We start from the raw sequence: 25875 nt of genomic DNA on the forward strand, positions 1-25875 counted from the left end.
TCCTGTGGACAACCCGGGTCCGGTGCCCACGCCGAGACCGGCGGGCGAGTGTCGTTGCAGCGCGCAAGACTGGGCACGCGCCGGGCGTCCGGCCGCGGGGAGGGCGGGGACGGATGAGCGTCACGAACGGCCGGGTGTCGTTCTGGTGGAGCCAGGTCGGGCAGCCGGCACCGCGCCCGGCACTTCCCGGCTCGATGGACGCGGACGTGTGCATCGTCGGCGGCGGCTTCACCGGGCTGTGGACCGCGTACTACCTGAAGCAGACTGCCCCCGACGCGCGCATCGTCGTCCTCGAGCAGCGCTTCGCGGGCTTCGGGGCGTCCGGACGAAACGGCGGCTGGTGCACGAACTCGATCACCGGCAGCCGCGAACGCTACGCCGACAGCCACGGGCGGGACGCGGCGATCCGGTTCCAGCGCGCCATGAACGACACCGTGGACGAGGTGATCCGGGTCGCGGGCGCCGAGGGCATCGACGCCGGGATCGTGAAGGGCGGCGAGCTCACCATCGCCCGCACCCCCGCCCAGTTGGCCCGGCTGCGGGACTGGTACGACAGCGAGTCCGAATGGCCGGTCACCGACATCGAGTTCCTGGCCGCCGACGCGGCCCGCGAGCGCGTCGCGGTCAACGGCGTGCTGGGCGCGACGTGGCACCCGCACTGCGCGCGCGTCCACCCGGCGCGGCTCGTCCGCGGGTTGGCGGACGCGGTCGAGCGCCTCGGCGTCCTGCTGTACGAGGACACCCGGGTCGAGGAGATCGTCGCGGGCGAGGCCCGCACCCCTCGGGGCGTCGTGCGGGCGCCCGCGATCGTGCGCGCCACGGAGGGGTTCACCGCCGACCTGCGCGGCGAGCACCGCACCTGGCTGCCGATGAACTCCTCGATGATCGCGACCGAGCCGATCCCCGCCGACCTGTGGGACGCGATCGGCTGGCGCGGCGGCGAGGTGCTCGGCGACGAGGCGCACGTGTACATGTACGCGCAGCGCACGGCCGACGACCGGATCGCGTTCGGCGGACGCGGCGTCCCGTACCGCTACGGGTCGCGGGTCGACCAGGACGGCGTGACCCAGGCCCGCACGGTCGAGAACCTGACCGCGCTGCTGCGGGACTTCTTCCCCGCCGCGACAGACGTGCTGATCGCCCACGCGTGGGCGGGCGTCCTCGGCGTCCCCAGGGACTGGACGGCCACCGTCGGCTTCGACCGGGCCACGGGGCTCGGCTGGGCCGGCGGGTACGTCGGCACAGGTGTCGCCACCACCAACCTCGCCGGCCGCACGCTCGCGGACCTCATTCTCGACCGCGACACCGAGCTGACCGGCCTGCCGTGGGTGGGACGCCGGGTGCGCCGCTGGGAACCCGAGCCGCTGCGCTGGCTCGCCGTCCAGGCCATCTACGCCGCCTACCGCACGGCCGACCGACAGGAGCAGGACGGCCGCTCGTCCACGGCCCCCGTCGCCCGGCTCGCCGACCTGATCTCCGGCCGCTGACGCCCCCGAGAGCTAGTCCGCGTCCACGGCTCCGTCGACGCCGCGTGGGAACCGCCCCCCACAGACGCTCCCGAAACACGCAAACGCTCCCGAAATTTCGGGAGCGTTTGCGCGTTTCGGGAGCGTCTGCGGCGAGAGCGGTGCGGAGGGCCGTCAGCTGATGGCGGCCTTCGTCTCGCGGGCCATGGCGAGTTCCTCGTTGGTGGGGACGACGAGGACGGTGATCGGCGACTCGGGGGTGGAGATCACGCGGGCGTCCCTGGCCCTGGCCTGGTTGGCCTGCTCGTCGAGGATCGCGCCGATGCCGGCGAGGCGGCCGATGACCTTGGCGCGGACGAGGGCGTCGTTCTCGCCCACGCCGGCGGTGAAGCTGATCACGTCGACCCCGCCGAGGACGGCGATGTAGGCGCCGATGAAGCTGATCAGCCGGTGGCAGTACACGTCCAGCGCCAGCGCGGCGGCCTGGTCGCCCTCCTCGATCAGCTCGTTGAGGTCACGGAAGTCGGTCACCCCGGCCAGGCCGAGCATGCCGGACTTCTTGTTCAGCAGGTTGTCGACCTCCTGCAGGTCCATGCCGAGCTCGCGGCCGAGGAACGCGTGCAGCCCCGGGTCCACGTCCCCGGAGCGGGTGCCCATCACGAGGCCGGCCAGCGGGGTGAGGCCCATGGAGGTCTCCACCGCGACGCCGTTCTCGATCGCGGAGATGGACGCGCCGTTGCCCAGGTGGCACACGATCTGCTTCAGGTCGCCGTAGTCACGGCCCAGGAACTCGGCCGCCTTCTTCGACACGAAGCTGTGCGAGGTGCCGTGGAACCCGTACTTGCGGATGCCGTGCGCCTTCGCCAGGTCGGTCGGCACCGCGTAGGTGTACGCCTCCGGCGGCAGGGTCGCGAAGAACGCGGTGTCGAAGATCGCCACGTGCGGCACGTCCGGCAGCGCCTCCCGCGCGGCCTCGATGCCGGCGATGCCCGGCGGGTTGTGCAGCGGCGCGAGCGGGCTGAGCTCCTTCAGCTTCTCCAGCACCGCGTCGTCGATCACGACCGTCGACCGGAACGCCTCGCCGCCGTGGACGGTGCGGTGCCCGACCGCGCGGATCGTGTCCAGGTCCGGGCCGTGCGCGTTGAACACCCGGACGAGGTAGTTCAGCGCCCTGGCGTGGTTGGGGAAGCCGCGGTCGACGTGCACGGTCTCCCCGTCCAGCTTGTGGTCCAGCGTCCCGGACTCCTCGCCGATCCGCTGGATGATCCCGGACGCGATCACCGCCTCGGAATCGGCGTCGATCACCTTGTACTTGATCGAACTCGAACCACAGTTCAACAACAGGACGGGGGTACTCACGAGCGTTCTCCTCGAGTGACGACGTTCTTCGGTCCGGGGTGGTGGGTGACGATCACGCCTGCGCCTGGATGGCGGTGATGGCCACGGTGTTCACGATGTCCTCGACCAGCGCGCCGCGCGACAGGTCGTTGACGGCCTTGTTCAGGCCCTGCAGGACGGGGCCGATCGCGACGGCTCCCGAGCTGCGCTGCACGGCCTTGTAGGTGTTGTTGCCGGTGTTCAGGTCCGGGAAGATGAACACCGTCGCACGCCCGGCGACGGGGGAGTCAGGCAGCTTCGTCCGGGCCACGACCGGGTCGACGGCCGCGTCGAACTGGATCGGTCCCTCCAGTGCGAGGTCGGGACGCCGCTCGCGGACCAGCTCGGTCGCCGCCCGCACCTTGTCCACGTCCGCACCGCTGCCGGACGTGCCGGTCGAGTAGCTCAACATCGCCACCCGCGGCTCGATCCCGAACGCCACCGCCGTCTCCGCGGAGCTGATCGCGATGTCGGCCAGCTGCTCGGCCGACGGGTCGGGGTTCACCGCGCAGTCGGCGTACACGACCACCCGGTCGGGCATGCACATCAGGAACGACCCGGACACCACGGTCACACCGGGCTTGGTCTTGATGAACTCCAGGCTGGGACGGATCGTGTTCGCCGTGGTGTTGATCGCCCCCGACACCATGCCGTCCGCCATGCCGAGGTGGACCATCATCGTGCCGAAGTAGCTCAGGTCCTTCAGCTTCTCGCGCGCCTGTTCGAGGGTGACGCCCTTCTTCTCGCGCAGCCGCGCGTACTCGGCGGCGAACCGCTCGACGAGCTCGGCGTCGGTCGGGTCGACCACCTGCACCCCGGCCAGGCTGAGCCCGAGCTGGGTGGCCCGCAGCTTGATGTCCTGCGCGTCGCCGAGCAGCACGAGGTTCGCCACGCCGCGGCGCAGCAGGATGTCGGCGGACGTGAGGATCCGGTCGTCGGTCGACTCCGGCATCACGATGGTCCGCCGGTCGGAGCGGGCGATGTCCTGCAGCTGGTGCTCGAACATCAGCGGCGTGATGACGTCCGAGCGGTGCACCTGTAGCGCCTTCAGGAGGGCGGGCACGTCCACGTGCTCGGAGAAGAGGCGTCGGGCCACCTCGACCTTGCGGGGCGAGGACGTCATCGCGCCCTCCAGGCCGAACAGCCGCTCTGCCGCGGTGTAGGTGCCCAGCGGGCTCATCCCGATCGGCAACTCGTTGTGGATGCTGGAGATCAGGCGCGCGATCGTGTCGGGGATCTCGTAGCCGCCCAGCAGGATGATGCCGGCCAGGGGCGGGAACGAGCCGGACGAGTGCGCGAGCAGCAGCCCCGGCAGCAGGTCGGAGCGGTCGCCCGGCATGATCACGGTCGACTCGGTGGTGAGCCGACGCAGCACGTTGGGCAGGGTCATCGCGGCGACGAGGACGTCCTGCGCCTCGCGGTCGAGCAGTTCGGGGTTGCCGAGGACGAGGTTCGCGCCGATCGCCTCGAACTGGGCGCTGAGCACCGGCGCGGCGAGCATCCGGTCAGCGGGCAGCGCGGCGGTGACGACGCCGGGGAGCTTGTCCAGCTCGGCCTTGACCGCCGCCAGGTCGGCAGGGTCGACCTCGTCGCTGGCCGCGCGGTCGGCGGACGCGACGCGGTTGGCGATCACGGCGATCACCTTCGCGTGGTGGGCGGCGAACTCCGCGAGTCCGCCCTCGGCCGCCGAGCGCACCTCCTCCGGCGTGCGGTGTCTGCCGGAGACGACCAGCACGACCGGCACGTTCAGGTTCGCGGCCACGCGGGCGTTGAAGGTGAGCTCGGTCGGGGAGGTGGTCTCGGTGTAGTCCGAGCCGAGGATCACCACGGACTCGAACTTCTCCCTGATGCCGGCGTACTTCTCCACCAGCGCGTGCAGAGCGGCGTCCGCATCGGCATGGACGTCCTCGTAGGTGACGCCGACCGCCTCGTCGTAGGTCTGCTCGACGCCGGGCTGCTCGAGCAGCGTGTGCAGGATGTCGTCGTCGGCGCCGCTGCGCACCACCGGACGGAACACTCCGACCGAGCCGACCGTCCTGGTCAGGGCCTCGATCATGCCCACCGCCACCATGGACTTGCCTGTCAGCCCCTCCGGTGCGGCCACGTAGATGCTGTTGCTCACGGGGTCAGGCTATCGTCGCCCGCCGGTTGGTCTGACCAGAGCGACTGGTTTGGAACGTTTCACGCGCAGGATGCGCATCACGCGTCCCGTAATTCGAATGGCTCAGCCGACCCGCTCGCGCAGCCACTCTAGGTCGGCGCTCTGGCCCTCGACGCCGCCGGGGGTTTCGACCACGACCGGGGCTCCCGCCTGCCCGACAACCTCCGCGATGCCGGCCGGGTCGCACAGCCCCTCACCGAGCGTGGTGTGCCGGTCGGCCCCGGAGTCGAAGGCGTCGCGGGAGTCGTTGGCGTGGACGAGGTCGATCCGGCCGGTGATCGCCAGGATGCGCCCGACCAGCCCGAGCAACTCGTTGCCGCCCGCGTGGGCGTGGCAGGTGTCCAGGCAGAAGCCGACCCGGTCGGCGTTCGGGGACCCGGAGATCGCGTCCCACAGCTGCGCGATCCGGTCGAGGTGGCGCGCCATCGCGTTCGCCCCACCCGCGGTGTTCTCGATCAGCAGCGGTACGTCGATCGTGAGCCCGTCGATCGCCTTGCGCCAGTTCTCGAACCCGACCTCGGGGTCGTCGGAGGCGAGCACGTGGCCGCCGTGGACGATCACGCCGGCCGCGCCGATCTCCGCCGCGGCGGTGAGTTGCTTCTGCAGGTGCTGGCGACTGGGGATCCGGATCCGGTTGTTCGTCGATGCGAGGTTCAGCACGTACGGCGCGTGCACGTAGAGCGCGACGCCGGCGGCCTCCGCGTCCGCCCTGAGCGCGGCCGCGCCACCGGGGTAGGCGACCTTCGGCCCCTTCCACGCCTGCGGATCGCCGAGGAAGAACTGGCTCAGTCCCGCTCCCCGTGCGCGGGCTTCCGCGATCGGGTCCTCCTGGTCGACGTGACCACCCATCAACACCATGCGCAGCAGTCTAGGCAGCCGCACGGACACGGCGTTTCTCCCGCAACCTACGCTGGAGTAAGTTCTGTCCCACACCGCTGCGAAGGAGCGCCGATGGACGCCGGACACCTGGCCGTCAGGTTCGCCGACTCGGCGTCCGCCCACGCCGGCCGCCCCGCGACGAGGATCGCGAACGGCGACGGCTGGGACGTGCGGACCTACGCGGAACTGCACGAGGACGTCCGCCGGCTGGCGGCCCGCCTCGTCGACCTCGGCCTGGCCGCAGGGGACCGGGTGGCCCTCTTCGCCGTCAACCGCCCCGAGTGGACGCTGGTCGACCTCGCCTGCGCGACGGCCGGCCTGGTGTCGGTCCCGCTGTACTCGACCAGCACCCCCGACCAGGTCGCGCACATCATGGCGGATTCGGGCTGCCGGGTGGCGTTCGTCGGCGGCTCGGAGGAGCTGCACAAGGTCGCCGAGGCGAGGGACCGGATCCCGACGCTGGAGCGGGTGGTCACGTTCGACCCCGTCCCCGACACCCCGACGCTGGCGGAGGAACTCGACGCCGCGCCCGAAGCGCGGTCCGAGGTGGACGCCCGCCTGGCCGCTGCGTCCGCCGACGACCTGGCCACGATCATCTACACCTCCGGCACGACCGGTGAGCCCAAGGGCGTCATGCTCAGCCATCGCGGCTTCTCGTTCCAGGTCGACGTGCTGAGCGACTACTTCCCGCTCGCCGACACCGACTCCTCGCTGTGCTTCCTCCCGCTCAGCCACGCCCTTGAGCGGGCCTGGACGTACGTCGTGCTCAGCACCGGCGCCCTGAACACCTACGTGCCCGACCCACGGACCGTGGCCGAGGCGATGGTGGACGCCCGGCCCAACCTCATGGTGAGCGTGCCGCGGCTGTACGAGAAGGTCTTCCTCGCGGCGAAGGACAAGGTCGCGGACTCCCCGCTCAAGCAGCGGCTGATGGCCTGGGCGCTCCGGGTGGGCGGGGAGTTCCACGCCGCCGTACTCGAGGGACGCCCGCGCAGCCGGTCGCTGATCGTGCGGTTCAAGCTCGCCGACAAGCTGGTGCTGTCCAGCGTCCGTGAAGCCGTCGGCGGACCCAAGAAGGTGCTGGCGTGCGGCGGCGCGCCCCTGCGTCCGGAGATCCAGGACTTCTTCACGGCGTGCGGCCTGCTGCTGCTGTCCGGCTACGGCCTCACCGAGGCGTCGCCGCTGGTCAGCTTCCCCTCCGCCGCGGCCTACCGCTCGGGCACGGTCGGACGCGTCGTGGACGGCGGTGAGGTGCGGATCGGGGCCGAGGGCGAGATTCTGCTACCGCGGCCCCAACGTCATGCTCGGCTACTGGGGGCGTCCGGACGACACCGCCGCCGTGCTCGAGGACGGCTGGCTGCGCACGGGCGACGTCGGGCACCTCGACGCGGACGGCTTCCTGATGATCACCGACCGGATCAAGGACCTGATCGTCACCAGCAACGGCAAGAACGTCGCGCCGTCGTCCATCGAGGCGCTGCTGGCCGCCGACCCGCTCTTCGAGTACACGCTGATCCTGGGCGACAACCGTCCCTACCTCACCCTGCTGGTCGCCCCGTCGATGCCGAACCTCGAGGACATCGGACGCCAGCTCCAGCTCACCTGGGAGCACCGGGACGAGTTGCTCTCCCACCCGGCGATCCTCGAGGAACTGCGCCGCCGCGCGGGGGAGCTCACGGCGAAGCTCGCCAAGCACGAGCAGATCCGCGACCTGCGCCTCCTCGTCGAGGAGTTCACCCAGGAGAACGGCCTGCTCACCCCGACGCTGAAGGTGAAGCGCAAGGAGGTCGAGCGCCGCTTCGCCCAGCTCGTCGACGACATGTACGCGCGGGCGGGCAAGGAGCGGAAGTAACGCCAGATACCCCTGGGGGTATACAGTGACCGCATGAGGACGGTCATTGTGGGTGGGGTTGCGGGCGGCATGTCGGCGGCGACGAGGCTGCGACGGCTGGACGAGGCCGCGGAGATCGTGGTGCTGGAACGCTCCGGCCACGTCTCGTTCGCGAATTGCGGGTTGCCGTACTACGTGGGCGGGGTGATCGCAGAGCGCGATGCGCTGCTCCTGCAGACGCCGGCCAGCCTGGCGGCGCGCTTCCGGATCGACGTCCGGGTCGGCCAGGAGGTGACCGCGATCGATCGTGCGGCGAAGACGGTCGATGTCACGGACCTGCGGAGCGGCGCGCGCTACACCGAGGCCTACGACTTCCTCGTCCTCGCTCCCGGCGCCGCGCCCTTCGTGCCGCCGGTGCCCGGGGTCGAGCGGGCGCTCACGCTGCGCGACATGGCCGACACCGACCGACTGGCTGCCGCCGTCGCCGTGGAGCTGGACCGTCCCGAGCCGACCGCGGTGATCATGGGCGGTGGCTTCATCGGCCTGGAGCTGGCCGAGAACCTGACCGGACGCGGCCTCGCGGTCACGATCGTCGAACTGGCCGACCAGGTCCTCGCCCCTCTCGACGTCGAGCTGGCCGCGCGGGTCGAGAAGCACCTGGCGGTGCACGGCGTGGCGGTGCTCACGGGGGTCTCGGTGGCGTCGGTCTGCGATGACCACGTGGTCCTCTCCGACGGTCGGCGCCTGCCCGCCGGTCTGGTGGTGGCTGCGATCGGCGTCCGGCCCGAGACCGGCCTCGCCGCGGCTGCGGGACTGGCGCTCGGCGAGCGGGGCGGCATCCTCGTCGACGACCACCAGCGGACGTCCGACCCGGCGATCTTCGCCGTGGGAGACGCGGCGGTGAAGCGGGACGCCCTCACCGGCGGCCAGGCGCTGGTTCCGCTGGCCGGGCCGGCCAACCGCCACGGCAGGCTGGTCGCGGACGTGATCGCCGGTCGCTCCGTCGCCGCCCACCCCGTGCAGGGCACGGCGATCGTGGGGGTGTTCGGCCTCGTCGCCGCCGCGACAGGGTGGACGGAGAAGCGCGCACGGGCCGCGGGCCGCAGCGTCCGGCTCATCCACACGCATCCGGCCAACCACGCCGGCTACTACCCGGGCGCGGAGTCGATGAGCCTGAAGCTCGTCGTGGACGCGGAGACCGACGCGATCCTCGGCGCGCAGGGCGTCGGCGGTGCGGGCGTCGACAAGCGGATCGACGTGATCGCCACCGCCATGGCGGGCGGCGTCACCGCGTCCGGGCTGGCCGACCTCGAGCTCAGCTACGCGCCCCCGTTCGGATCGGCGAAGGACCCGGTGAACATGCTGGGCTTCATCGCGGAGAACCTGAGGGACGGACTGGCCGAGACCGTCCAGTGGCACGAGGTCGCGGGAGCGGTCGAACGCGGCAGCGGGCTCGTCGACGTGCGTAGTTCAACGGAGTACACACGAGGAACCGTCGACGGCGCGGTCAACGTCCCGCTGGACGAGCTCCGCAGCCGGCTCGACGAGGTGCCCCAGGACGTGATCGTGCACTGCCAGGTGGGGCTGCGCGGGTATGTCGCCGCCCGGATCCTGGCCCAGGAGGGCAGGCGGGTGCGCAACCTCGACGGGGGCTACCGCACCTGGGCACGGGTGTGAGCCTCCGCGCTGCCGGAATTCCTCGCGGGGTGTATGACTCTGTACGAGATCGGCGGGCCGGACGGGGTTACGCCGCAGGGGAGCGCTTCACTGGACCTGCAGGTTCGGGCATCTGGGCTGGGGAGCCGATGTGACGTCGAACCGCACGCGGAGGGGGACCGCGGCCATGGCGGTGGTCGCAGCGATGCTTCCGTGCGGCCGGCGCGATCGGCCGCCGACCCGGTGCGCCCTGCACGTTGTCTGTCCGCCGGTCCGGTGACCCCGGTCCGGCCACACCCCCGACAGGAGCACTGTGCAATTCCAGCCGACCCGTGCGGAGCTGGCAGAGCTGGTCAACCAGGCCCGCCTCGACCGTCACATCTCGATCCGCACGGCGGCCCGGATCGCGGGGGTCCCTCCGGCCACCGCGCAGGGCTGGCTCGCCGGCCGACACTTCCCGACACCGGCCCTGCGGCCCAAGTTCCTGCTGCTCGTCGACGCCCTCGGGCTCAGCGACCACGTCCACCCCGCGTTGTGGTTCGAGGAGACCATCGAGACCAGGAAGGCTGAATAGGCACTCACGGGCGGGGCGCACTGACAGAATCGCAGCATGCCCTCCGCAGCGAGCAGACAGGAGTTCGCCGGGCTGGTCAACGAGGCCAGGTGCCGGCAGCACCTGTCCATCCGCGCGGTCGCACGGATCGCGGAGGTGCCGGCGACCACCGCGCAGGGCTGGCTCAACGGCAAGCACTTCCCCACCCCGGCCCTGCGGGGCAACTACCTCAAGCTGCTGGAGCACCTGGGACTCACCCACGCCGTGCCCCCGGACCTCTGGGACGACTCGTGGGACGGGCTCGTCCCGCTGAAGTCGGGGACCTCCCCCTACCTGGGCCTGCGGGCGTACCGGGCCGGTGACAGGGACCTGTTCTTCGGCCGGTCCGGTCCGACCTCACGCCTGGCGACGGCGGTGCGCGACCTCGGCGAGGGCGCCGGCGCGGGGATGGTCGCGCTGGTCGGGGCGTCCGGGAGCGGCAAGTCGTCCCTGCTCGCCGCCGGCCTGCTCGGCCGGGAGCTGGACGGCGGCCTGCTGGCGGGCTGGAGCGGCACGTCCGTCGAGGTGATCCGCCTCCTGGCCGAGCCCGAGCCGGCGCTCGGCGGGGAGCAGGGACGACGGCTGGTGGTGATCGACCAGGTCGAGGACGCGCTGGCGCTGCCGCCGGAGCCGCGCGGACGGTTCCTCGACGCGGTCGCAGCGCTGGCGACGCGTGCGGTGGTGGTCCTCGGGGTGCGGTCCGAGGCCTTCGCGTCCGCTGCGTCCGAACCCGTGCTGGACGAGGCGATGGCGAGCCCGATCCTGCTCCCCGCGATGACGACGGAGGAGCTTGCTGAGGTCATCGTTCGTCCGGCCGAGGTGCTCGACGTTGCGGTCGAGGACGACCTGGTCCGGGTGCTGCTGGAGGAGCTGGCGCCGACCCCCGGCGACCGGATCGCCCCCGGCGCGCTGCCGCTGCTGTCGAATGCGCTGCTCCTGATCTGGGCGGTGAGCAACGGGCGGCGGCTCACGCTGGCCGATTACCACGCCGCCGGTGGCATCGCGAGCGCGGTCGAGCGGCTCGCCGAGCAGGTGTACCTCTCCCTGGAGCCCGCGCAGAAGGCGGCGGCCGAACGGATGTTCCTGCGTCTCGTCCGGGTCACGGGCGACGTCCCCGTGCGGGAGACGCTGCCGCTGGCTGAGGTGGACGCGAACACCCGGGTCGCGATGGACGCGTTCGTCGCCGCCCGGATGCTCACCACCGTCGACCAGGAGGTGCGGATCAGCCACCAGGCGCTGCTCGTCCACTGGCGGCGGCTCGGCGCCTGGCTGGCCGAGCACAGGGACGACCTGGTCGTGATGGAGCGGCTCCGCGGCGCCGCCGGCCTGTGGGAGGCGTCCGGCCGCCGGGACGCGGCGCTGATCCCGGTCAAGGACCTGGAACTGTTCACGGACTGGCTGGGGCGGGCCAGCCGCAAGCAACTCCTCACCGACGCGGAGCGCGAGTTCGTGGCTGCAGCGGACGCCCACTTCGCTGCGCTCGCTGACACCGCCCGCGCCGAGCGCGAGCAACGCCGCCGCTGGATGATCGCCGCGGCCGTCCTCGGCTCCCTCGCCGCCGTCCTCGCCGTCGTCGTCGGAATCCTCCTCCTGCTGGCCCAGACCCCCTGACCGGGCGACGCCGCTTTGGTGTCGTCCCGGGCCTGACCCGGGATCTCCGGGAGAAGGCCGTCGGCACTGGTCGTCGGGATGACAGGGAGGGTTGGTCGTCTGGGGTTCTTGTCATCCAGGGCTTGACCCGGGATCTCCGGGAGAAGGCTGACGGCAGTGGTCGTCGGGATGACAGGGAGGGTTGGTCGCCGCCGTTTCTTGTCATCCCGGGCTTGACCCGGGATCTCCGGGAGAAGGCTGACGGCAGTGGTCGTCGAGATCCCGGCTTTCGCCGGGATGACAGGGAGGGGGTTGGTCGTATGGGTTCTTGTCATCCCGGGCTTGACCCGGGATCTCCGGCCGGGATGACAGGGAGGGCGTTGGGCGTGAACGTCGCGGTGAGTTGGGCGGGGTCCCTTTGACATCCCGGGCTTGACCCGGGATCTCCGGCAGACGGCTGACCGCACCGGAGGTGGGCGTCCCGCTCAGGCTGGGGCGATCGCCACTGGTTCCGAGCGGACGTAGGTCGTGGTGAAGCCGCTCCTGGTCGCCTTCACGCGCACGACGATCTCCTTGCCGGCCTGGCTGCTTGCGACCGTGAACGTGGCCTTGGTGGCCTTCTTGATCGCCTTGCCTGCGACGTACCACTGGTAGGAGAACTTCGTCGGCGTCGGGTCCCACGTGCCGGGGTCGGCGGTGAGGACGCCGCCGGCGACCGCGTCCCCGCTGACGGTCGGCACCGGAGCGGTGGTGAACGTCCCCTTCGCGACCTTCACCGTGGCCGACGTGCGGGAGACGGTGACGTAGCCGGACCTGCGGGCCGTCACGGTGACGCTCAGCTTCTTCCCGGTGTCGGACGCGGTCAGCGTGTAGCTGGTCGCGCCCACCCCGCTCGCACCCTTGATGGCCTTGCCGTTGCGCTGCCAGGTGATCGTGAGGCTGTCGGGCGTCGCTGTCCACGTCCCGGGGTCGACCACCACGGTCTGGCCGGTGGCCGCCGTGCCACCGATGACGGGCTTCGGCGTGGTGCCGAACCGCGCCTTGAGCACGTCGGTCATGACGTCCGAGGTCCTGGTCGTGGTGCCGTCGGCCGTGACCCGGACGCGGATCCCCTTGCCGAGCTGGTCCGGGGTGACGACGAAGGTGGACGCGGTCGCGCCGGCGATGTCCTTGCCGTCAGCCGTCCACTGGTAGGCGAGCTGTGCGCCGTCCGGGACCCAGGTGCCGGGGACGGCGGTCAGCGTCCGGTCGACCTGGGGATCGCCGCCGATGCCGGGGACCTTCCACGGCGCGGGCAGGAAGCTCTCCGGCACCACGGTGGTCTGGTACGGCCAGGCGAGGGACGTCCGGGCGATCGTCGGGAGGCACGCGCGGGCCCCGTTCACGCCGCACTTGCTGTTCAGCGGGGTGGTGATCGGCACGCCCGTCCACCACGAGGTCTGCTTCATCGCGCCGTCCCACGACAGCGAGATGTGCACGTGGTTCTTGTGGTTGGCCGTGTACGAGCCGCGGTCCGCCATCTTCCGCCAGCCGAGTTCGGGGTAGTACAGCGACCAGATGTGCTGGTTCCAGATGATGTACATCACGCCCAGCCGGTAAGCGACCTCGCCGTTGTTCGCCGTCAGCCAGTCCAGTGCCTGCGCGACCCGCTTGCGCTGGCTCGCGCTCTTCACGTCCATGTGCCAGTCGAGCGCGCGGCCCTCCTTGTGCTCGGACGTGGTGCCGACGCTGCAGGCCCGCGAGATGCCCGAGGAGCCGCCGCCCCAGGTGGCGATCAGGGCCTTGAGCAGCGCGGTGGTGCCCGGCTTGGCCGCTGGCGAGCAGGTGGACTGCGGCATGTAGCCGAGGTGGGCGTCGATGGTGTTCGTGGCCAGCGACTTCGGCGGTGGCGGGTTCTTCGCGTCCGCAGGGGCGGGCGTCGCCCACAGCAGGGAGACGGCGGTGATCGCGGCGATGGTGGCGGCCAGTCGTCGGCGCATGGGTCACTCCTTCGTCCCCCGGGCTTTGGGGAAGGGTAACGGCAGGGGGCCCGGCGCGCGGAGGATCTCGGCTGACGTGATCCGTCCACGCGTTGGCCCCTCCGGGACGGGAGGGACGGCGGGGACCGCTCGAGCGGCAGGATCGCGTCAGCGTCCCCCGGAACACCCACCGATTCGCTGCGGACGGGGTGCGCCCGGTAGGCTTGCTCCTCGGTCGTCCCCTGCGGCGACCTGCTACGCCCTCCTGCCACGGGAACTGCCCGTGGCCGCTCGAGACCAGAGGAGGTGGAGTTCGCGTATGCGCAAGTACGAAGTCGTGGTGATCATCGATCCCGACGTCGACGACCGCCAGGTGAGCGGTCTGCTCGACAAGCCCCTGTCCGGACTGACGAAGGCCGGCGGCACCGTGGACAACATTGATGTGTGGGGCCGTCGTCGCCTCGCCTACGACATCAAGAAGAAGTCCGAGGGCATCTACGCCGTCATCAACGTGACCGCTGAGCCGGCCGTGGTGAAGGAGCTGGACCGCCAGTTCACCCTGAACGAGCAGATCATGCGGACGAAGGTCATCCGCCCCGACCTGCACTGATCGCTTCCACCCCTCGCGGAATGTCAGCCCCGGCTGACAGGCTGTGGGGGACCGAGCAAAGTCCGACTCCGAAAGACACCAACATGGCTGGCGAGACCCTCATCACCCTGGTCGGCAACCTGACCGCCGACCCGGAACTGCGCTTCACCCCTTCGGGGGCTCCTGTGGCGAACTTCACCGTCGCCTCGACGCCTCGCAACTTCGACCGTGCCACCAATGAGTGGAAGGACGGAGATGCCATGTTCCTCAACTGCGCGGTCTGGCGCCAGGCGGCCGAGAACGTGGCCGAATCCCTCACCAAGGGGATGCGGGTCATCGTTCAGGGCCGGCTGCGCTCGCGCACGTACGAGACCCGGGAAGGTGAGAAGCGCACCGTCTTCGAGGTGGACGTCGAGGAGATCGGTCCCGCGCTGAAGTACGCGACCGCGAAGGTCACCCGTTCCTCGGGTGGCGGCGGCGGGAGCTACTCCGGCGGTGGCTCGTCCGGCGGCTCCAGCGGTGGCTGGGGCAACTCGGGCGGCCAGAGCGACCGGTCCGCCGGTTCCGACCCCTGGGCGTCCGCCCAGAGCGAGGAACCCCCGTTCTGATCGCGCTCCGCCGTCCCTCGGGTGCCTGTCACCTCCGGGCGGCGAACCGTAACCAACAGACCACGTCATTCCGGCGAGAGCCGGGCTTTCAACCAAGGAGAGCACCACAATGGCCCAACAGCGCAAGCCGCTGAAGTCAAAGAAGGTGGCGCCGGCGAAGAGCATTCGCATCGGCCACATCGACTACAAGGACACCGCCACGCTGCGGAAGTTCATCTCCGAGCGGGGCAAGATCCGCGCTCGTCGTGTCACCGGACTCTCGGTGCAGGAGCAGCGCAAGGTCGCCATCGCGGTGAAGAACGCCCGCGAACTGGCGCTGCTGCCCTACGCCTCGACCGCTCGCTGACCAGGGAGGGAAAGATGAAGCTCATCCTCACCGCCCCCGTCGAGCACCTGGGCGTCCCCGGTGACGTCGTCGAGGTCAAGGACGGCTACGGCCGCAACTACCTGCTGCCGCGCAGCTTCGCGATCAAGTGGACGCGGGGCGCCGAGAAGCAGATCGACGGCATCAAGCGGGCGCGTGACGCCCGTGAGATCCGTGGCGTCGAGCACGCCACCCAGGTGCGCGAGCAGCTGGAGGCCCTCGCGGTCGTCCTGCCCGCTCGCGCTGGTGATTCCGGCAAGCTGTTCGGTGCCGTGACCCCCGCCGACATCGCCCTCGCGGTGAAGAAGGCCGGCGGTCCCGCCATCGACAAGCGTTCCGTCGAGATCGCCAAGCCGATCAAGGACGTGGGCAAGCACACCGTCGGGATCAAGCTGACCGCCGGTGTGGTCGCGCACATCCCGGTGGACGTCGTTTCCGCCTGATCTGCAGCGCACAGCACGAAGCGCCGGTCGCCCCTCGGGCGGCCGGCGCTTCTGCGTCCCGGGCCCCAGCGGTCCTCGCCGCCCCGGACGTCCCGGCGCACAATCGGGGACGGTTCTCCTTTCGCGCCACCTCCGCGGCGACGTCACGGCCGCCCCGCGCAGCTCCGTCTAGGCTGGGCAGGTGACAGAGCCCACCCCGCCGAGCCGCTGGTCGGCCTTCCGCGCGCGGCGGCAGGGTCGGGACGCCGGCAAGTCCCTCGGGTCTCGCTTCAACCCGCTGGTCGTGGCGTCGATCGTGATCGGGGTGGTGCTCGTCCTTGCGCTGGCGGTCTGGGTGAACGCTCTCACCGCGCCGGTGGAGCGGGAGGGGAGGCCGACCGCCTCGGTGACCCCGATCCCCGCGCCGACGACCGCGACCCCGACGCCCACCCTGACGCCGACGCCGACGTCGGGCGGGACGGAGAGCGCCACGCCCGCGCCGACACCGAGCTCGACGCTGCCGAAGGTGAAGGCGTCCGGGAAGTTCGACACGGCCGGGGTGAACGTGGCGGCCGCCAACTCCTCCGGCGAACTGCGGCGCTTCAGCGTGAGGGTGGAGACCACCACCGCACTCGACGCCGACAAGGTGGGGACGCAGATCGCCGGCGTCCTCAACGACCCACGGAGCTGGGCGGGCAGCGGCAACGTCCGGTTCGCCCTCGTCGGCGACCCCGGCAAGGCGGACTTCACGATCTCGATCGCGGCGCCGGCCACGGCGAAGAAGTCGTGCGCGCCCGAGCCCAGCACCTGTGTGGACGGCGGCGACCTCGTCATCGACGCGTCCTACTGGCTCGGTGGGCAGCCGCCCGAGTACCCCAGCAAGAGCCAGTGGCAGGCCTACCTGGTGAACCACGCCGTTGGACACCTGCTCGGCGAGAAGCACGAGGGCTGCGCGAAGAAGGGCAAGGCGGCTCCGGCGATGATGCCCCAGGAGGGCGACCTCGACGGCTGCACCCCGAACCCCTGGCCCTTCCCGTAACGGCGGACTTCCCGGGCTGTGGGACGGAGTGCGTCGGCGGCCCTTCGTGACGGCTCGTTCGCTGCGCTCGCGAACCTCCTCAGGGACCGTGGGGACGCGTCCGCCCCGTCAGTGGCGAGCGCCGGTGGGTGTGGTGCCGGGAAGACGGCCCAACTCCTGTCATCCCGGGCTTGACCCGGGATCTGGCGTGTCGCGGGGGTGAGATGCCGGGTCGAGCCCGGCATGACGGGGTGGGGGACGGTCGGGCTTGGTGCGGGATCTGGCGTTTCGCGGGGGTGGGATGCCGGGTCGAGCCCGGCATGACGGGGTGGGGGACGGTCGGGCTTGGTGCGGGATCTGGCGTGTCGCGGGGGTGGGATGCCGGGTCGAGCCCGGCATGACGGGGTTGCGTCAGGTGGTCGTGGTGGGGTGGCGGTGCTGGCCGCACCAGGCGGCCCCCATCTCTGTCATCCCGGACTTGATCCGGGATCTCGGGTCCTCGCGGGGGTGAGATGCCGGGTCAAGCCCGGCATGACGGGGACAGGGGGTGTCGGCGGCTCTTCGTGTCGGTTCGCTGCGCTCGCGAACCTCGTCAGGACGGTCAGTGGGCGGCGGACAGGGCTGAGGACGGGCGGTACGCCTCGGGACCGGGTTCGCCGCCGAGGGCTCCGGCGAGGAGCTCGCGGGCACGGCTGAGGTGCTCGTCGAGGAGGGTGGCGGCGCCGGTGGCGTCCCCCGCCTCGATCAGGTCGGCCAGGCGCGCGTGCTCGGCGATGATGATGTCGGGGCTGAGCCGCTGGCTGCCCTGGAGCTGGGCCATGCACAGCTTCACCTCGAAGGCCAGCGAGCCGTACACCGAGCTGGTGCGGGCACTGCCGAGGGAGTCGATCAGGGCGGTGTGGAAGCGCATGTCGGGGTCGACGATGTCCCACTCGCCCTGCTGCCACAGCGCGTCGATCTCGGCGTTCGCCACCCGCGCCTCCACCGGCACCGTGCGGCGCTCGGCGAGCCGCCGCAGCACCTCCGACTCCAGGTAGGCGCGCGTCCGGTAGATGTCGCGGACGTCGTCCGGCCCGAGCTGGACGACCCTCGCCGTCTTGTGGTTCTTGCGGACGAGCACCTTCTCCGCGACCAGCCGCTCGATCGCAGCCTTCGCTGTCGAGCGGGCGATGTCGTAGCGGGCGGCCACATCGGCCTCGGTGAGCGCCGTCCCCGGGCCGAGTTCCGCGGCCAGCACCTGCGACTTCAGGTCATCGACCACGGCGTCGATGACGGACGTGACCACGATGCTCCGGACCACCTCTTCACCCCCGAACCGCTCAGCAGACCGATCTTAGTCCAGCAATTACTCCGGAACCCCTTGCATAGCCAGTGCACTTGTCCGACAATCCTACCTGTTGGTCAATCTCAGTGAGGAGATACCCCGGTGCTTTCCCTGTTCATCCAGCCGCCGTCACCGGTCGGGGGCAGTCTGGCCCTCTCGGCCCTGGTCGCAGCCCTTCCGCTGCTCGTCCTGTTCGTGATGCTCGGCGTCTTCAAGATCCCCGCGTGGAAGTCGGCCCTTGTCGCCGTCGTCACCGCGGTCATCCTGGCCGTGGCGGTGTGGGGCATGCCTGCTGCCACCGCGGCCACCGCCACGGCCGAGGGCATCTTCTTCGGCATCTTCCAGATCATGTGGATCCTGGTCAGCGCGATCTGGCTCTACAACCTGTCCGTGAAGCACGGCTGGGACAAGGTGCTCGGCGAACTCGTCCAGTCGATCTCCAGCGACATGCGCATCCTGGCGATCCTGATCGCGTTCTGCTTCGGCGCCCTGCTCGAGGCCCTCGCCGGCTTCGGCGCCCCGGTCGCCATCACCGCGGCGATGCTCGTCGCCGCCGGCATGAAGCCGATCAAGGCCGCCGTCGTCTGCATGGTCGCGAACACCGCCCCGGTCGCGTTCGGCGCCATGGGCGCCCCGATCACCGCCCTCGGCAACTCCGCCTTCCCGATCCTGACCCAGGGCCACTTCGCCAACGCGTACGCCGCCTCGGTCACCTTCGGCCACATGGCCGGCCGCCAGTCGCCGATCATGGCCCTGTTCATCCCGCTTTTCCTGGTCTGGCTGGTGGACGGTGTCCGCGGTCTCAAGCAGACCTGGGGCGTCGCCCTGACCGCCGGCGCGGTGTTCGCCGTCTGCCAGTTCGTCGCGTCCAACTTCATCGCGTACGAGGTCACCGACGTGATCGCGTCCGTGGTCACCATCGTGGTCATCATCGTGGTGCTGCGGTTCGTGAAGAGCAGCGAGCCCTCCGAGGAGCACGCGGCCACCAAGGTCACCGTCGACGAGAACCTCGTCGCGGCCAAGGCGACCGGTGGGGCGCGGGTCTGGGGCGCCATCGCCCCCTACGTGATCGTCGTCGGCGTGTTCGCGATCAGCCAGATCCCCGTGATCAAGACGTGGTTGTCGACCACGCTCGGCTACATCTTCAACTGGCCCGGCCTGCAGGGCGCCAACTTCCCGAAGGCGGACGGAAAGGTCGTCCCGCAGCCGCTGGACTTCTGCGGCATCGTCACCGCCTCCCAGGCCAAGGCCGGGACGGTCGCGAGCTGCACCCTCGGCCAGGTGAACCTGTACTCGGTGCTGTCCACCGGCACCCTGCTGTTCCTGTCCGGCGTGATCACCGCGCTGGTGTACCGGATGAGCGTCAAGGAGGCGGCCGGCGTCTTCGGCAAGACCGTGAAGAGCCTCGCGTTCACGATCATCACGGTTGCGTCCGTGCTGGCCATCGCCTACATCATGAACGGCTCCGGCATGACGATCTCCCTCGGTTCGGCCCTGGCCGCCGCGGGTGCGGCCTTCGCCGTGATGTCGCCGGTGCTCGGCTGGCTGGGCGTGGCGATCACCGGCTCCGACACCTCGGCGAACGCGCTGTTCGGCGGCATGCAGGTTGCCGCGGCGCAGGGCGTGTGGCCGGGCTCCCTGCCGCACGAGATCCTGATGGCCACCTCGAACTCGACCGGTGGCGTGATGGGCAAGATGATCTCCCCGCAGAGCCTGTCCGTGGCTGCCGCAGCCACCGGCATGCTCAACCAGGAGGGCGAGATCTTCCGCAAGGTCGTGGGCTGGTCGCTCGTCCTGCTGGCGGTGTTCGCCGTCATCGTGGTGCTGCAGTCCACCATCCTGATCGGGATGGTCCCGGTACCGTGACGGCTGTGAAGTCCGAGGGCGCCCTGGCCGGCCTGCTGGCCGGGTGCGTCGCGGACGCGTCCCAGATCCGCACCGGAGAGCTGGACCGCCGGGCGCTCGCGCACGACGCGTCCCACTTCCTGCTGCTGCCCTCGGCGATCGTCGCCCCCCGCGACGCCGAGGAGGTGGCCCGGTTGCTCCGGGCCACCGCGGCAGCGCGGATCCCGCTCACGTTCCGTTCGGGTGGGACGAGCCTGTCCGGCCAGGCCGCCACCGACGGGGTCCTGGCCGACGTGCGCAAGCACTTCAAGGGCGTCGAGATCCTCGACGACGGCGCCAGGGTGCGGGTGCAGCCGGGCGTGACGGTCAAGCAGTTGAACGCCTACCTCGCCCCCTACGGACGCAAGTTCGGGCCCGACCCGGCCAGCGAGGCCGCCTGCACGATCGGCGGCGTCGTCGCCAACAACTCCTCCGGCATGGCCTGCGGCACGGTCGAGAACAGCTACCGGACGCTGGAGTCGGTGGTCGCCGTACTGCCGTCCGGCACCGTGATCGACACCGGCGCGGCGGACGCGGACGAGAAGCTCCGCGCTCTCGAGCCGGCCCTCCACGAGGGCCTGCTGAAGCTGCGCGCCCGGGTGCTGGCCAACCCGGCCTCGGTGGCGAAGATCGCCCAGCAGTTCTCGATGAAGAACACCATGGGCTACGGGATCAACGCCCTGGTCGACTTCGACACCGTCCCCGCGATCCTCACCCACCTGATCGTGGGCAGCGAGGGGACGCTGGCGTTCGTCGCGTCCGCGACCTTCCGGACGATCGAGGTGCGCAACGAGGTCACCTCGGCACTGGTCGTCTTCGACAACCTCTACGACGCCAACGCCGCCCTGCCGGGACTGGTCGCCACCGGTGCGGCCACACTGGAACTGATGGACGCGACGTCGCTGCGGGTGGGCCAGGCGTTCCCCGACACCCCCGCGATGATCAAGGAACTGGACGTCACGGAGCAGGCGGCCCTGCTGGTGGAGTACCAGGCCACCACGGCCGCGGAGCTGGAGCACCTCGCGCAGGGCGCCCAGCCGACGCTGCGACAGTTGCCCGTGCGCGAGCCCGTCCAGCTCACGTCCGACCCCGTGCTGCGCGGCAAGCTCTGGAAGCTGCGCAAGGGCCTGTACACCTCGGTGGCGGGCGCCCGGACGTCCGGCACCACCGCCCTGCTCGAGGACGTGGTGGTCCCCGTCGCGAAGCTCGCGGACACCTGCCGCGACCTGGCCGGCCTGTTCGACCGGTACGCCTACCGCGACTCGGTGATCTTCGGCCACGCCAAGGACGGCAACATCCACTTCATGCTGACCGACCGGTTCGAGGACGAGCAGCAGATGCGCCGCTACATCGGCTTCACCGAGGAGATGGTGGCGCTGGTCCTGGCCAACGACGGCTCGCTGAAGGCCGAGCACGGCACCGGGCGCGTCATGTCGCCCTACGTCCGTCGCCAGTACGGCGACGAGCTGTACGAGGTGATGGTCGCGATCAAAGACCTGTTCGACCCGACCCGGCTGCTCAACGTCGGCACGATCATCACCGACGACCCCGAACTGCACCTCAAGCACATCAAGCTGCCGCCGTCGATCGACAGCGAGATCGACCGCTGCGTCGAGTGCGGCTACTGCGAGCCGGTCTGCCCGTCCCGCGACCTCACGCTCACGCCGCGGCAGCGGATCGCCCTGCGCAGGGAGATCCGCAACGCCGAACTCGCCGGGGACGAGGCGCTCGCCGACCGCCTGGCGAAGGGCTACGAGTACGCGGGCGTCCACACGTGCGCGGTGGACGGGATGTGCGTCACCGCCTGCCCCGTGCTGATCAACACCGGCCTGTTCGTGAAGAAGCTGCGCCGCGAGCAGACCACCCCGGCCGCGACGAAGGCGGTGTGGACGACCCTGGCGAAGCACTGGACGGGCACCACCGCCACCTTCTCGACGGTGATGGGGATCACCGACGCCCTTCCCGGGCCGCTGGAGAGCGCGCTGATCGGGGTCAACAGGGTCGGCAGGGCGATCCTCGGGGACGACAACATCCCGCTGTGGTCGCGCGAGCTGCCCGGCGGGGGCGCGTCCCGGGCCCGGCCCGCCGTCGCGAAGGACACGGTGGACGCCGTGTACCTGCCGGCGTGCGTGAACGTCATGTTCGGGCCGGCGGACGGGGGCCAGGGCGTCCAGCTCAGCTTCGAGGCGCTGTGCGCGAAGGCGGGGCTGACGCTGTACGTGCCGGAGGAGATCAGCTCGCTGTGCTGCGGCACGCCGTGGTCGAGCAAGGGGATCCCGGACGGCTACGAGGCCATGCGCGCGAAAGTGCTGCCTGTGATCAGGGCGGCCTCCGACAACGGGCGGCTGACCGTGGTGTGTGACGCGTCCAGCTGCACGGAGGGCTTCCGGCACATGCTGGAGACCGAGCCCGACCTGCACGTGGAGATGGTGGACGCGGTCGCGTTCGTCGCGAAGCACGTCCTGCCGGTGCTCGGCGAGTACCGCAAGCTGGACTCGCTGACCATCCACCCGACCTGCTCCTCGACCCAGATGGGGCTCAACCCCGACCTGGTCGCCGTGTCGAAGGCCGTCGCGGAGGTCGTGAACGTCCCCGTCAACACCGGCTGCTGCGCGTTCGCCGGCGACCGGGGGATGCTGCATCCCGAGCTCACCTACGCGGCGACCCGGCCCGAGGCGGCCGAGGTCGAGCGGCTCGACGCGTCCGCCCACGCCAGCTGCAACCGGACCTGCGAGCTCGGCATGACGCGGGCGACGGGGAAGCAGTACCGCCATGTTCTCGAACTGCTCGCGGAGCAGGCGTTGGAGGAGGAGCATTCGAGCTAGGCGAACCGGCCCCGCCACGGGCGACCGCGGCGGGGCCGGGCGCACCCACCCCCCTGAAAGAGGCGCTGAACCCAGCCCGGGCGTCCGTCCGGGCCAGCGATAGAGGAAGGATGAGGGATGGACCCGAAGACCACTGCTCTGGTGCTGATCGAGTTCCAGAACGACTTCACCAGCGAGGGTGGCACGCTCCACGGGGCGGTCTCCGAAGTGATGGACGCGACCGGCACCCTGCCGCACGCGAAGGAGGCGCTGGACGCCGCGCACGCCGCCGGCGCGACAGTCATCCACAGCCCGATCTCGTTCGCGCCCGGCTACTACGAGATCAGCGCCCACCCGTACGGCATCCTCGCCGGCGTGGTCAGCAGCAACTCGTTCGTGAAGGGCACGTGGGGCTGCGAGATCGTCGGCGAGATGGCACCGTCCGGCGAGGACATCGTCCTGGAGGGCAAGCGTGGCCTGGACGCGTTCGGCTCGACGAACCTCGACTTCATCCTGCGCAGCAAGGGCATCCAGACCGTGGTGCTGGCCGGCTTCTTGACCAACTGCTGCGTTGAGTCGACGATGCGCTCGGCGTACGAGAAGGGCTTCGAGGTCTACACCCTGACCGACGCGGTCGGCGCGACCTCCCCCGAGGAGCACGCGAACGCGATCAGGTTCGACTACCCGATGTTCTCCAAGCCGATCACGACCGCGGAGTTCGCGGCCCAGCTGGCCGGCGAGGAGGCGGGCGCCGACACGTCGCGCGGCTACTGAGCCCGACGGTCCGGGCTCGCGCCGTCCCCACCCACCCGGGGTGGCGCGGACTCGGGCGGATCTCCCGCGCGGCTCCTGAGACCGGGCGGCGGGAGGTGCCAGTATTCAACCAGCCACCGTTGTCCGTCCCCCGGCGGACGTCCAGGTGCCCTGAGCGCGGTGGCGGCCGAAAACCCCTCCCGGCCGCCATCGCCCGGCACCGTCGCGCGAGCCTGCCGCCGTCCCACTCGTCCCTCTCGCTGCAGACGCTCCCGAAACTCGCAGAAGCCACCGAAATTTCGGGAGCGTCTGCGTGTTTCGGGAGCGTTTGTGGCGGACGGACGGGCGAAGTCAGGAGGGGTCGGCTGGTCGGGGACGGCGGTCGGGCCGGGGTCGGGTCGGTGGCTCAGCCGCTGATCCGGGGCAGCAGGACGGTGCCCTCGCTGTCGGTGACCTCGGCGTCCTCCTCGGGAGGGGTGCTCGAACCGGGGAGACGGATCGTGAACTCCGCGCCGCCGGACGCGCTGCGTCCCGCCTTCACCCAGCCGCCGTGCGCCTTGATCGTCTGGGCGACGATGGACAGCCCCAGGCCCGAGCCGGGGGTGTTGCGGGCCTTGTCGGAGCGGTAGAAGCGGTCGAAGACGTGCGGCAGGTCCGACTCGGCGATCCCCGGCCCCTCGTCGCTGATCCGCAGCCGGTCCCCGACCAGCCGGACGGTCACCGTCCCCCCGGGCGGGGAGAACTTCACGGCGTTGTCGAGCAGGTTGGTGATCGCGCGCTCCAGGCTGTCCGGCTCACCGACGAGGAACAGCGGGTCGAGCTCCACGTCGAAGACCAGGCCCGGGCCGCGCCGCCGGGCCCGCGTCACCGAGCTGTTCACGACGTCGCGCAGGTCGATCGGCTCGGGGTGGGCCTCCACCTTGTCCTCCCGGGACAGGTGGACGAGGTCGCCGATCAGCTGCGTGAACTCGCCGAGCTGGGCGGCGATGTCGCGCAGGATCTCGCCACGCGCGCCCGGCGGGAGCATGCCCTGCCGGTCGTCGGCGGTGAGCAGTTCCACGTTCGTGCGCAGCGACGTGAGCGGCGTCCGCAACTCGTGGCCCGCGTCCGCGATCAGCCGGCTCTGCCGGTCGCGCGAGGACGCGAGCGTCCCCAGCATCGTGTTGAACGACCGGGTGAGGTCGGTCAGCTCGTCCATGCCGCCCAGCTCGATCGGCTTCAGCTGGTCGGTCTCGGTCACCCGGATCACCGCGTCGGTGAGGCGCTGGATCGGCTGCAGGCCCGACCGGGCGATCACCCAGCCGATGGCGCCCGCGACGAGGACGGCCAGCAGGCCGAAGGTCAGCAGCGAGAAGGCGAGGATCCGCAGGATCTGGTCGGTCGGTCCGAGCGGACGCCCCAGGAGCAGCGCGTACTGCTGGTTGCCGTCCTCCAGCGGGATCGCGACGATCCGGTAGGCCGTCCCCTCCGTGTCGACGCCGGTCCGGGCGGACGTGCCGATCTGGGTGCGGGCGATCGCGCGCTCGTCCGCGCTCGGCACGAGGTGGGAGCCGGGGCCCGGAGGAAAGATCTCCTGGTTGTCGGCGCGCACCAGCATCATGGTCACGTTCGCGGTCTGCAGGGCGTCGTTGTTCAGCCCGCCCATCGCCTCGGCGTCCCCTCGGATCCAGTCGGCGGTCAGCCCCGCGATGTCGAGCAGCTCACCGTCCAGCTGGTTGTACACCGCGACGGTCGTGATGATGTACGCGGCCACGCCGGTGATCGCCACCGCGCCGGCGACCGCCGCGGCCACGAGCGCCGCGAGCCGGTCGTGGAGCGGCCGGTTGTTGACCGAGAGAACCGAGCGGAGCCAGCGGATCACGGCGGGGTCTCGCGCAGCACGTAGCCGATGCCGCGCACGGTGTGGATCAGTCGGGCCTCACCCTCGCCCTCGGTCTTGCGGCGCAGGTAGCCGATGTAGACCTCCAGCGAGTTCGCGGTCGTGGGGAAGTCGAACCCCCACACCTCGTTCAGCAGCCAGCTGCGCTCGAGCACCCTGCGGGGGTTCTCCAGGAACGTCTGGAGCAGGGCGAACTCGGTCCGGGTCAGGCTGATCCGGCGCCCGCCCCTGGTCACCTCGCGGGTCTGCAGGTCCAGGCTCAGGTCGGCGAAGCTGAGCACCTCCGCGCCCACCTCGTCCCCGACCGGCCGGACGCCGCCGGGTCAGCGCGCGCAGCCGCGCCTGCAGTTCCTCGAACGAGAACGGCTTGGCCATGTAGTCGTCGGCGCCGGCGTCGAGGCCGTCGACGCGGTCGCCGACCGCGTCCCTGGCGGTCAGCACGAGGATCGGCACGTCGTTGCCGGACGCCCGCAGCGACCGGGTGGTCTCCAGGCCGTCGAGGCGGGGCATCATCACGTCCATGATGACGGCGTCCGGGCGCATGGCCGAAAGGCGGGCGAGCGCCTCGACCCCGTCGCCGGCGGTGGTCACCTCCCAGCCGGAGTAGTGCAGCGACCGGGCGAGCGAGTCACGAACCGCCTGGTCGTCATCGACAACGAGGATGTGCATGGCACCAGCCTGCCATGTCCCGGGCGTCGCCGGGCCGAGGCGGACCGCGGG

At 70.9% G+C, this 25875-nt stretch carries 18 protein-coding genes and 2 pseudogenes; 13 read left to right on the forward strand and 7 right to left on the reverse strand.

The features are described 5' to 3' along the window. Positions 1-113 precede the first annotated feature (113 nt). Positions 114-1487 carry an NAD(P)/FAD-dependent oxidoreductase gene (locus QM779_RS13490; protein ID WP_428536059.1) on the forward strand — a complete coding sequence of 458 codons (1374 nt, stop codon included), beginning with the start codon at positions 114-116 and terminating at the stop codon, positions 1485-1487. Between the two features lie 153 nt (positions 1488-1640). On the opposite strand, the gene QM779_RS13495 is transcribed toward QM779_RS13490, so the two are convergent. The 3 genes from QM779_RS13495 to QM779_RS13505 all read right to left on the reverse strand — a co-directional run bounded on the left by QM779_RS13495 (position 1641) and on the right by QM779_RS13505 (position 5862). Next, positions 1641-2825, reverse strand: a complete 1185-nt coding sequence (locus QM779_RS13495; RefSeq protein WP_428536061.1) for an acetate/propionate family kinase — start codon at positions 2823-2825, stop codon at positions 1641-1643. A 52-nt stretch (positions 2826-2877) separates the two neighbouring features. Beyond that, the gene (gene pta / locus QM779_RS13500) at positions 2878-4965 is read right to left on the reverse strand and encodes a phosphate acetyltransferase (protein ID WP_428536063.1); all 2088 of its coding nucleotides are present in this window, start codon (positions 4963-4965) and stop codon (positions 2878-2880) included. Positions 4966-5067: 102 nt separating this feature from the next. Next, on the reverse strand, positions 5068-5862 hold the full coding sequence (locus QM779_RS13505) for a deoxyribonuclease IV (protein WP_428536065.1): 795 nt from the start codon (positions 5860-5862) through the stop codon (positions 5068-5070). Positions 5863-5955: 93 nt separating this feature from the next. Between QM779_RS13505 and QM779_RS13510 the strand changes: the two are divergent. From QM779_RS13510 to QM779_RS13525, 4 genes and pseudogenes are all read left to right on the forward strand, one after another. Then, positions 5956-7735 (forward strand): annotated as a pseudogene (locus tag QM779_RS13510) (AMP-dependent synthetase/ligase). 33 nt (positions 7736-7768) lie between these two features. Further along, positions 7769-9391 (forward strand): FAD-dependent oxidoreductase, encoded by a 1623-nt coding sequence (locus QM779_RS13515; protein ID WP_428536067.1) that lies wholly within the window; start codon positions 7769-7771, stop codon positions 9389-9391. 292 nt (positions 9392-9683) lie between these two features. Then, on the forward strand, positions 9684-9944 hold the full coding sequence (locus QM779_RS13520) for a helix-turn-helix domain-containing protein (RefSeq protein ID WP_428536069.1): 261 nt from the start codon (positions 9684-9686) through the stop codon (positions 9942-9944). Between the two features lie 36 nt (positions 9945-9980). Further along, positions 9981-11573, forward strand: coding sequence for a hypothetical protein (locus QM779_RS13525; RefSeq protein WP_428536071.1), 1593 nt, complete (start codon positions 9981-9983; stop codon positions 11571-11573). A 464-nt stretch (positions 11574-12037) separates the two neighbouring features. Here QM779_RS13525 and QM779_RS13530 read toward each other — a convergent pair whose 3' ends face one another. Then, positions 12038-13531, reverse strand: a complete 1494-nt coding sequence (locus QM779_RS13530; RefSeq protein WP_428536073.1) for a hypothetical protein — start codon at positions 13529-13531, stop codon at positions 12038-12040. 298 nt (positions 13532-13829) lie between these two features. Here QM779_RS13530 and rpsF point away from each other — a divergent pair, with 298 nt between their 5' ends. The 5 genes from rpsF to QM779_RS13555 all read left to right on the forward strand — a co-directional run bounded on the left by rpsF (position 13830) and on the right by QM779_RS13555 (position 16532). Continuing rightward, positions 13830-14120 (forward strand): 30S ribosomal protein S6, encoded by a 291-nt coding sequence (rpsF, locus tag QM779_RS13535; protein ID WP_428536075.1) that lies wholly within the window; start codon positions 13830-13832, stop codon positions 14118-14120. An 83-nt stretch (positions 14121-14203) separates the two neighbouring features. After that, positions 14204-14707, forward strand: a complete 504-nt coding sequence (locus tag QM779_RS13540) for a single-stranded DNA-binding protein (protein WP_428536077.1) — start codon at positions 14204-14206, stop codon at positions 14705-14707. A 109-nt stretch (positions 14708-14816) separates the two neighbouring features. Further along, the gene (gene rpsR, locus QM779_RS13545) at positions 14817-15053 is read left to right on the forward strand and encodes a 30S ribosomal protein S18 (protein WP_415153983.1); all 237 of its coding nucleotides are present in this window, start codon (positions 14817-14819) and stop codon (positions 15051-15053) included. Between the two features lie 14 nt (positions 15054-15067). Continuing rightward, positions 15068-15514 carry a 50S ribosomal protein L9 gene (rplI, locus tag QM779_RS13550; RefSeq protein WP_428536079.1) on the forward strand — a complete coding sequence of 149 codons (447 nt, stop codon included), beginning with the start codon at positions 15068-15070 and terminating at the stop codon, positions 15512-15514. A 181-nt stretch (positions 15515-15695) separates the two neighbouring features. Next, positions 15696-16532: a DUF3152 domain-containing protein gene (locus tag QM779_RS13555; protein WP_428536081.1), complete on the forward strand. Its 837-nt coding sequence runs from the start codon at positions 15696-15698 to the stop codon at positions 16530-16532. A gap of 580 nt (positions 16533-17112) precedes the next feature. Here QM779_RS13555 and QM779_RS13560 read toward each other — a convergent pair. Beyond that, complete coding sequence (locus tag QM779_RS13560) at positions 17113-17811, reverse strand: GntR family transcriptional regulator (RefSeq protein WP_428536083.1); 699 nt, start codon at positions 17809-17811, stop codon at positions 17113-17115. A 126-nt stretch (positions 17812-17937) separates the two neighbouring features. Here QM779_RS13560 and QM779_RS13565 point away from each other — a divergent pair, with 126 nt between their 5' ends. From QM779_RS13565 to QM779_RS13575, 3 genes are all read left to right on the forward strand, one after another. Next, entirely contained in the window at positions 17938-19701 is a 1764-nt protein-coding gene (locus QM779_RS13565) for an L-lactate permease (protein ID WP_428536085.1), read from the forward strand. A 5-nt stretch (positions 19702-19706) separates the two neighbouring features. Beyond that, complete coding sequence (locus QM779_RS13570) at positions 19707-22544, forward strand: FAD-binding and (Fe-S)-binding domain-containing protein (RefSeq protein WP_428536087.1); 2838 nt, start codon at positions 19707-19709, stop codon at positions 22542-22544. Between the two features lie 117 nt (positions 22545-22661). Further along, positions 22662-23297: a cysteine hydrolase gene (locus QM779_RS13575; RefSeq protein WP_428536089.1), complete on the forward strand. Its 636-nt coding sequence runs from the start codon at positions 22662-22664 to the stop codon at positions 23295-23297. A 385-nt stretch (positions 23298-23682) separates the two neighbouring features. Here the strand turns inward: QM779_RS13575 and QM779_RS13580 are convergent, their stop codons facing one another. Together QM779_RS13580 and QM779_RS13585 are read right to left on the reverse strand one after the other, a co-directional pair. Beyond that, complete coding sequence (locus QM779_RS13580) at positions 23683-25137, reverse strand: sensor histidine kinase (protein WP_428536091.1); 1455 nt, start codon at positions 25135-25137, stop codon at positions 23683-23685. Beyond that, positions 25134-25824: pseudogene (locus QM779_RS13585) on the reverse strand (response regulator transcription factor). Before QM779_RS13585 ends, QM779_RS13580 begins: the two are co-directional and overlap by 4 nt. Between the last annotated feature and the right edge of the window lie 51 nt (positions 25825-25875).

Source organism: Propionicimonas sp. (genome assembly GCF_049840635.1).
In the GTDB taxonomy this organism is placed as follows: domain Bacteria; phylum Actinomycetota; class Actinomycetes; order Propionibacteriales; family Propionibacteriaceae; genus Propionicimonas.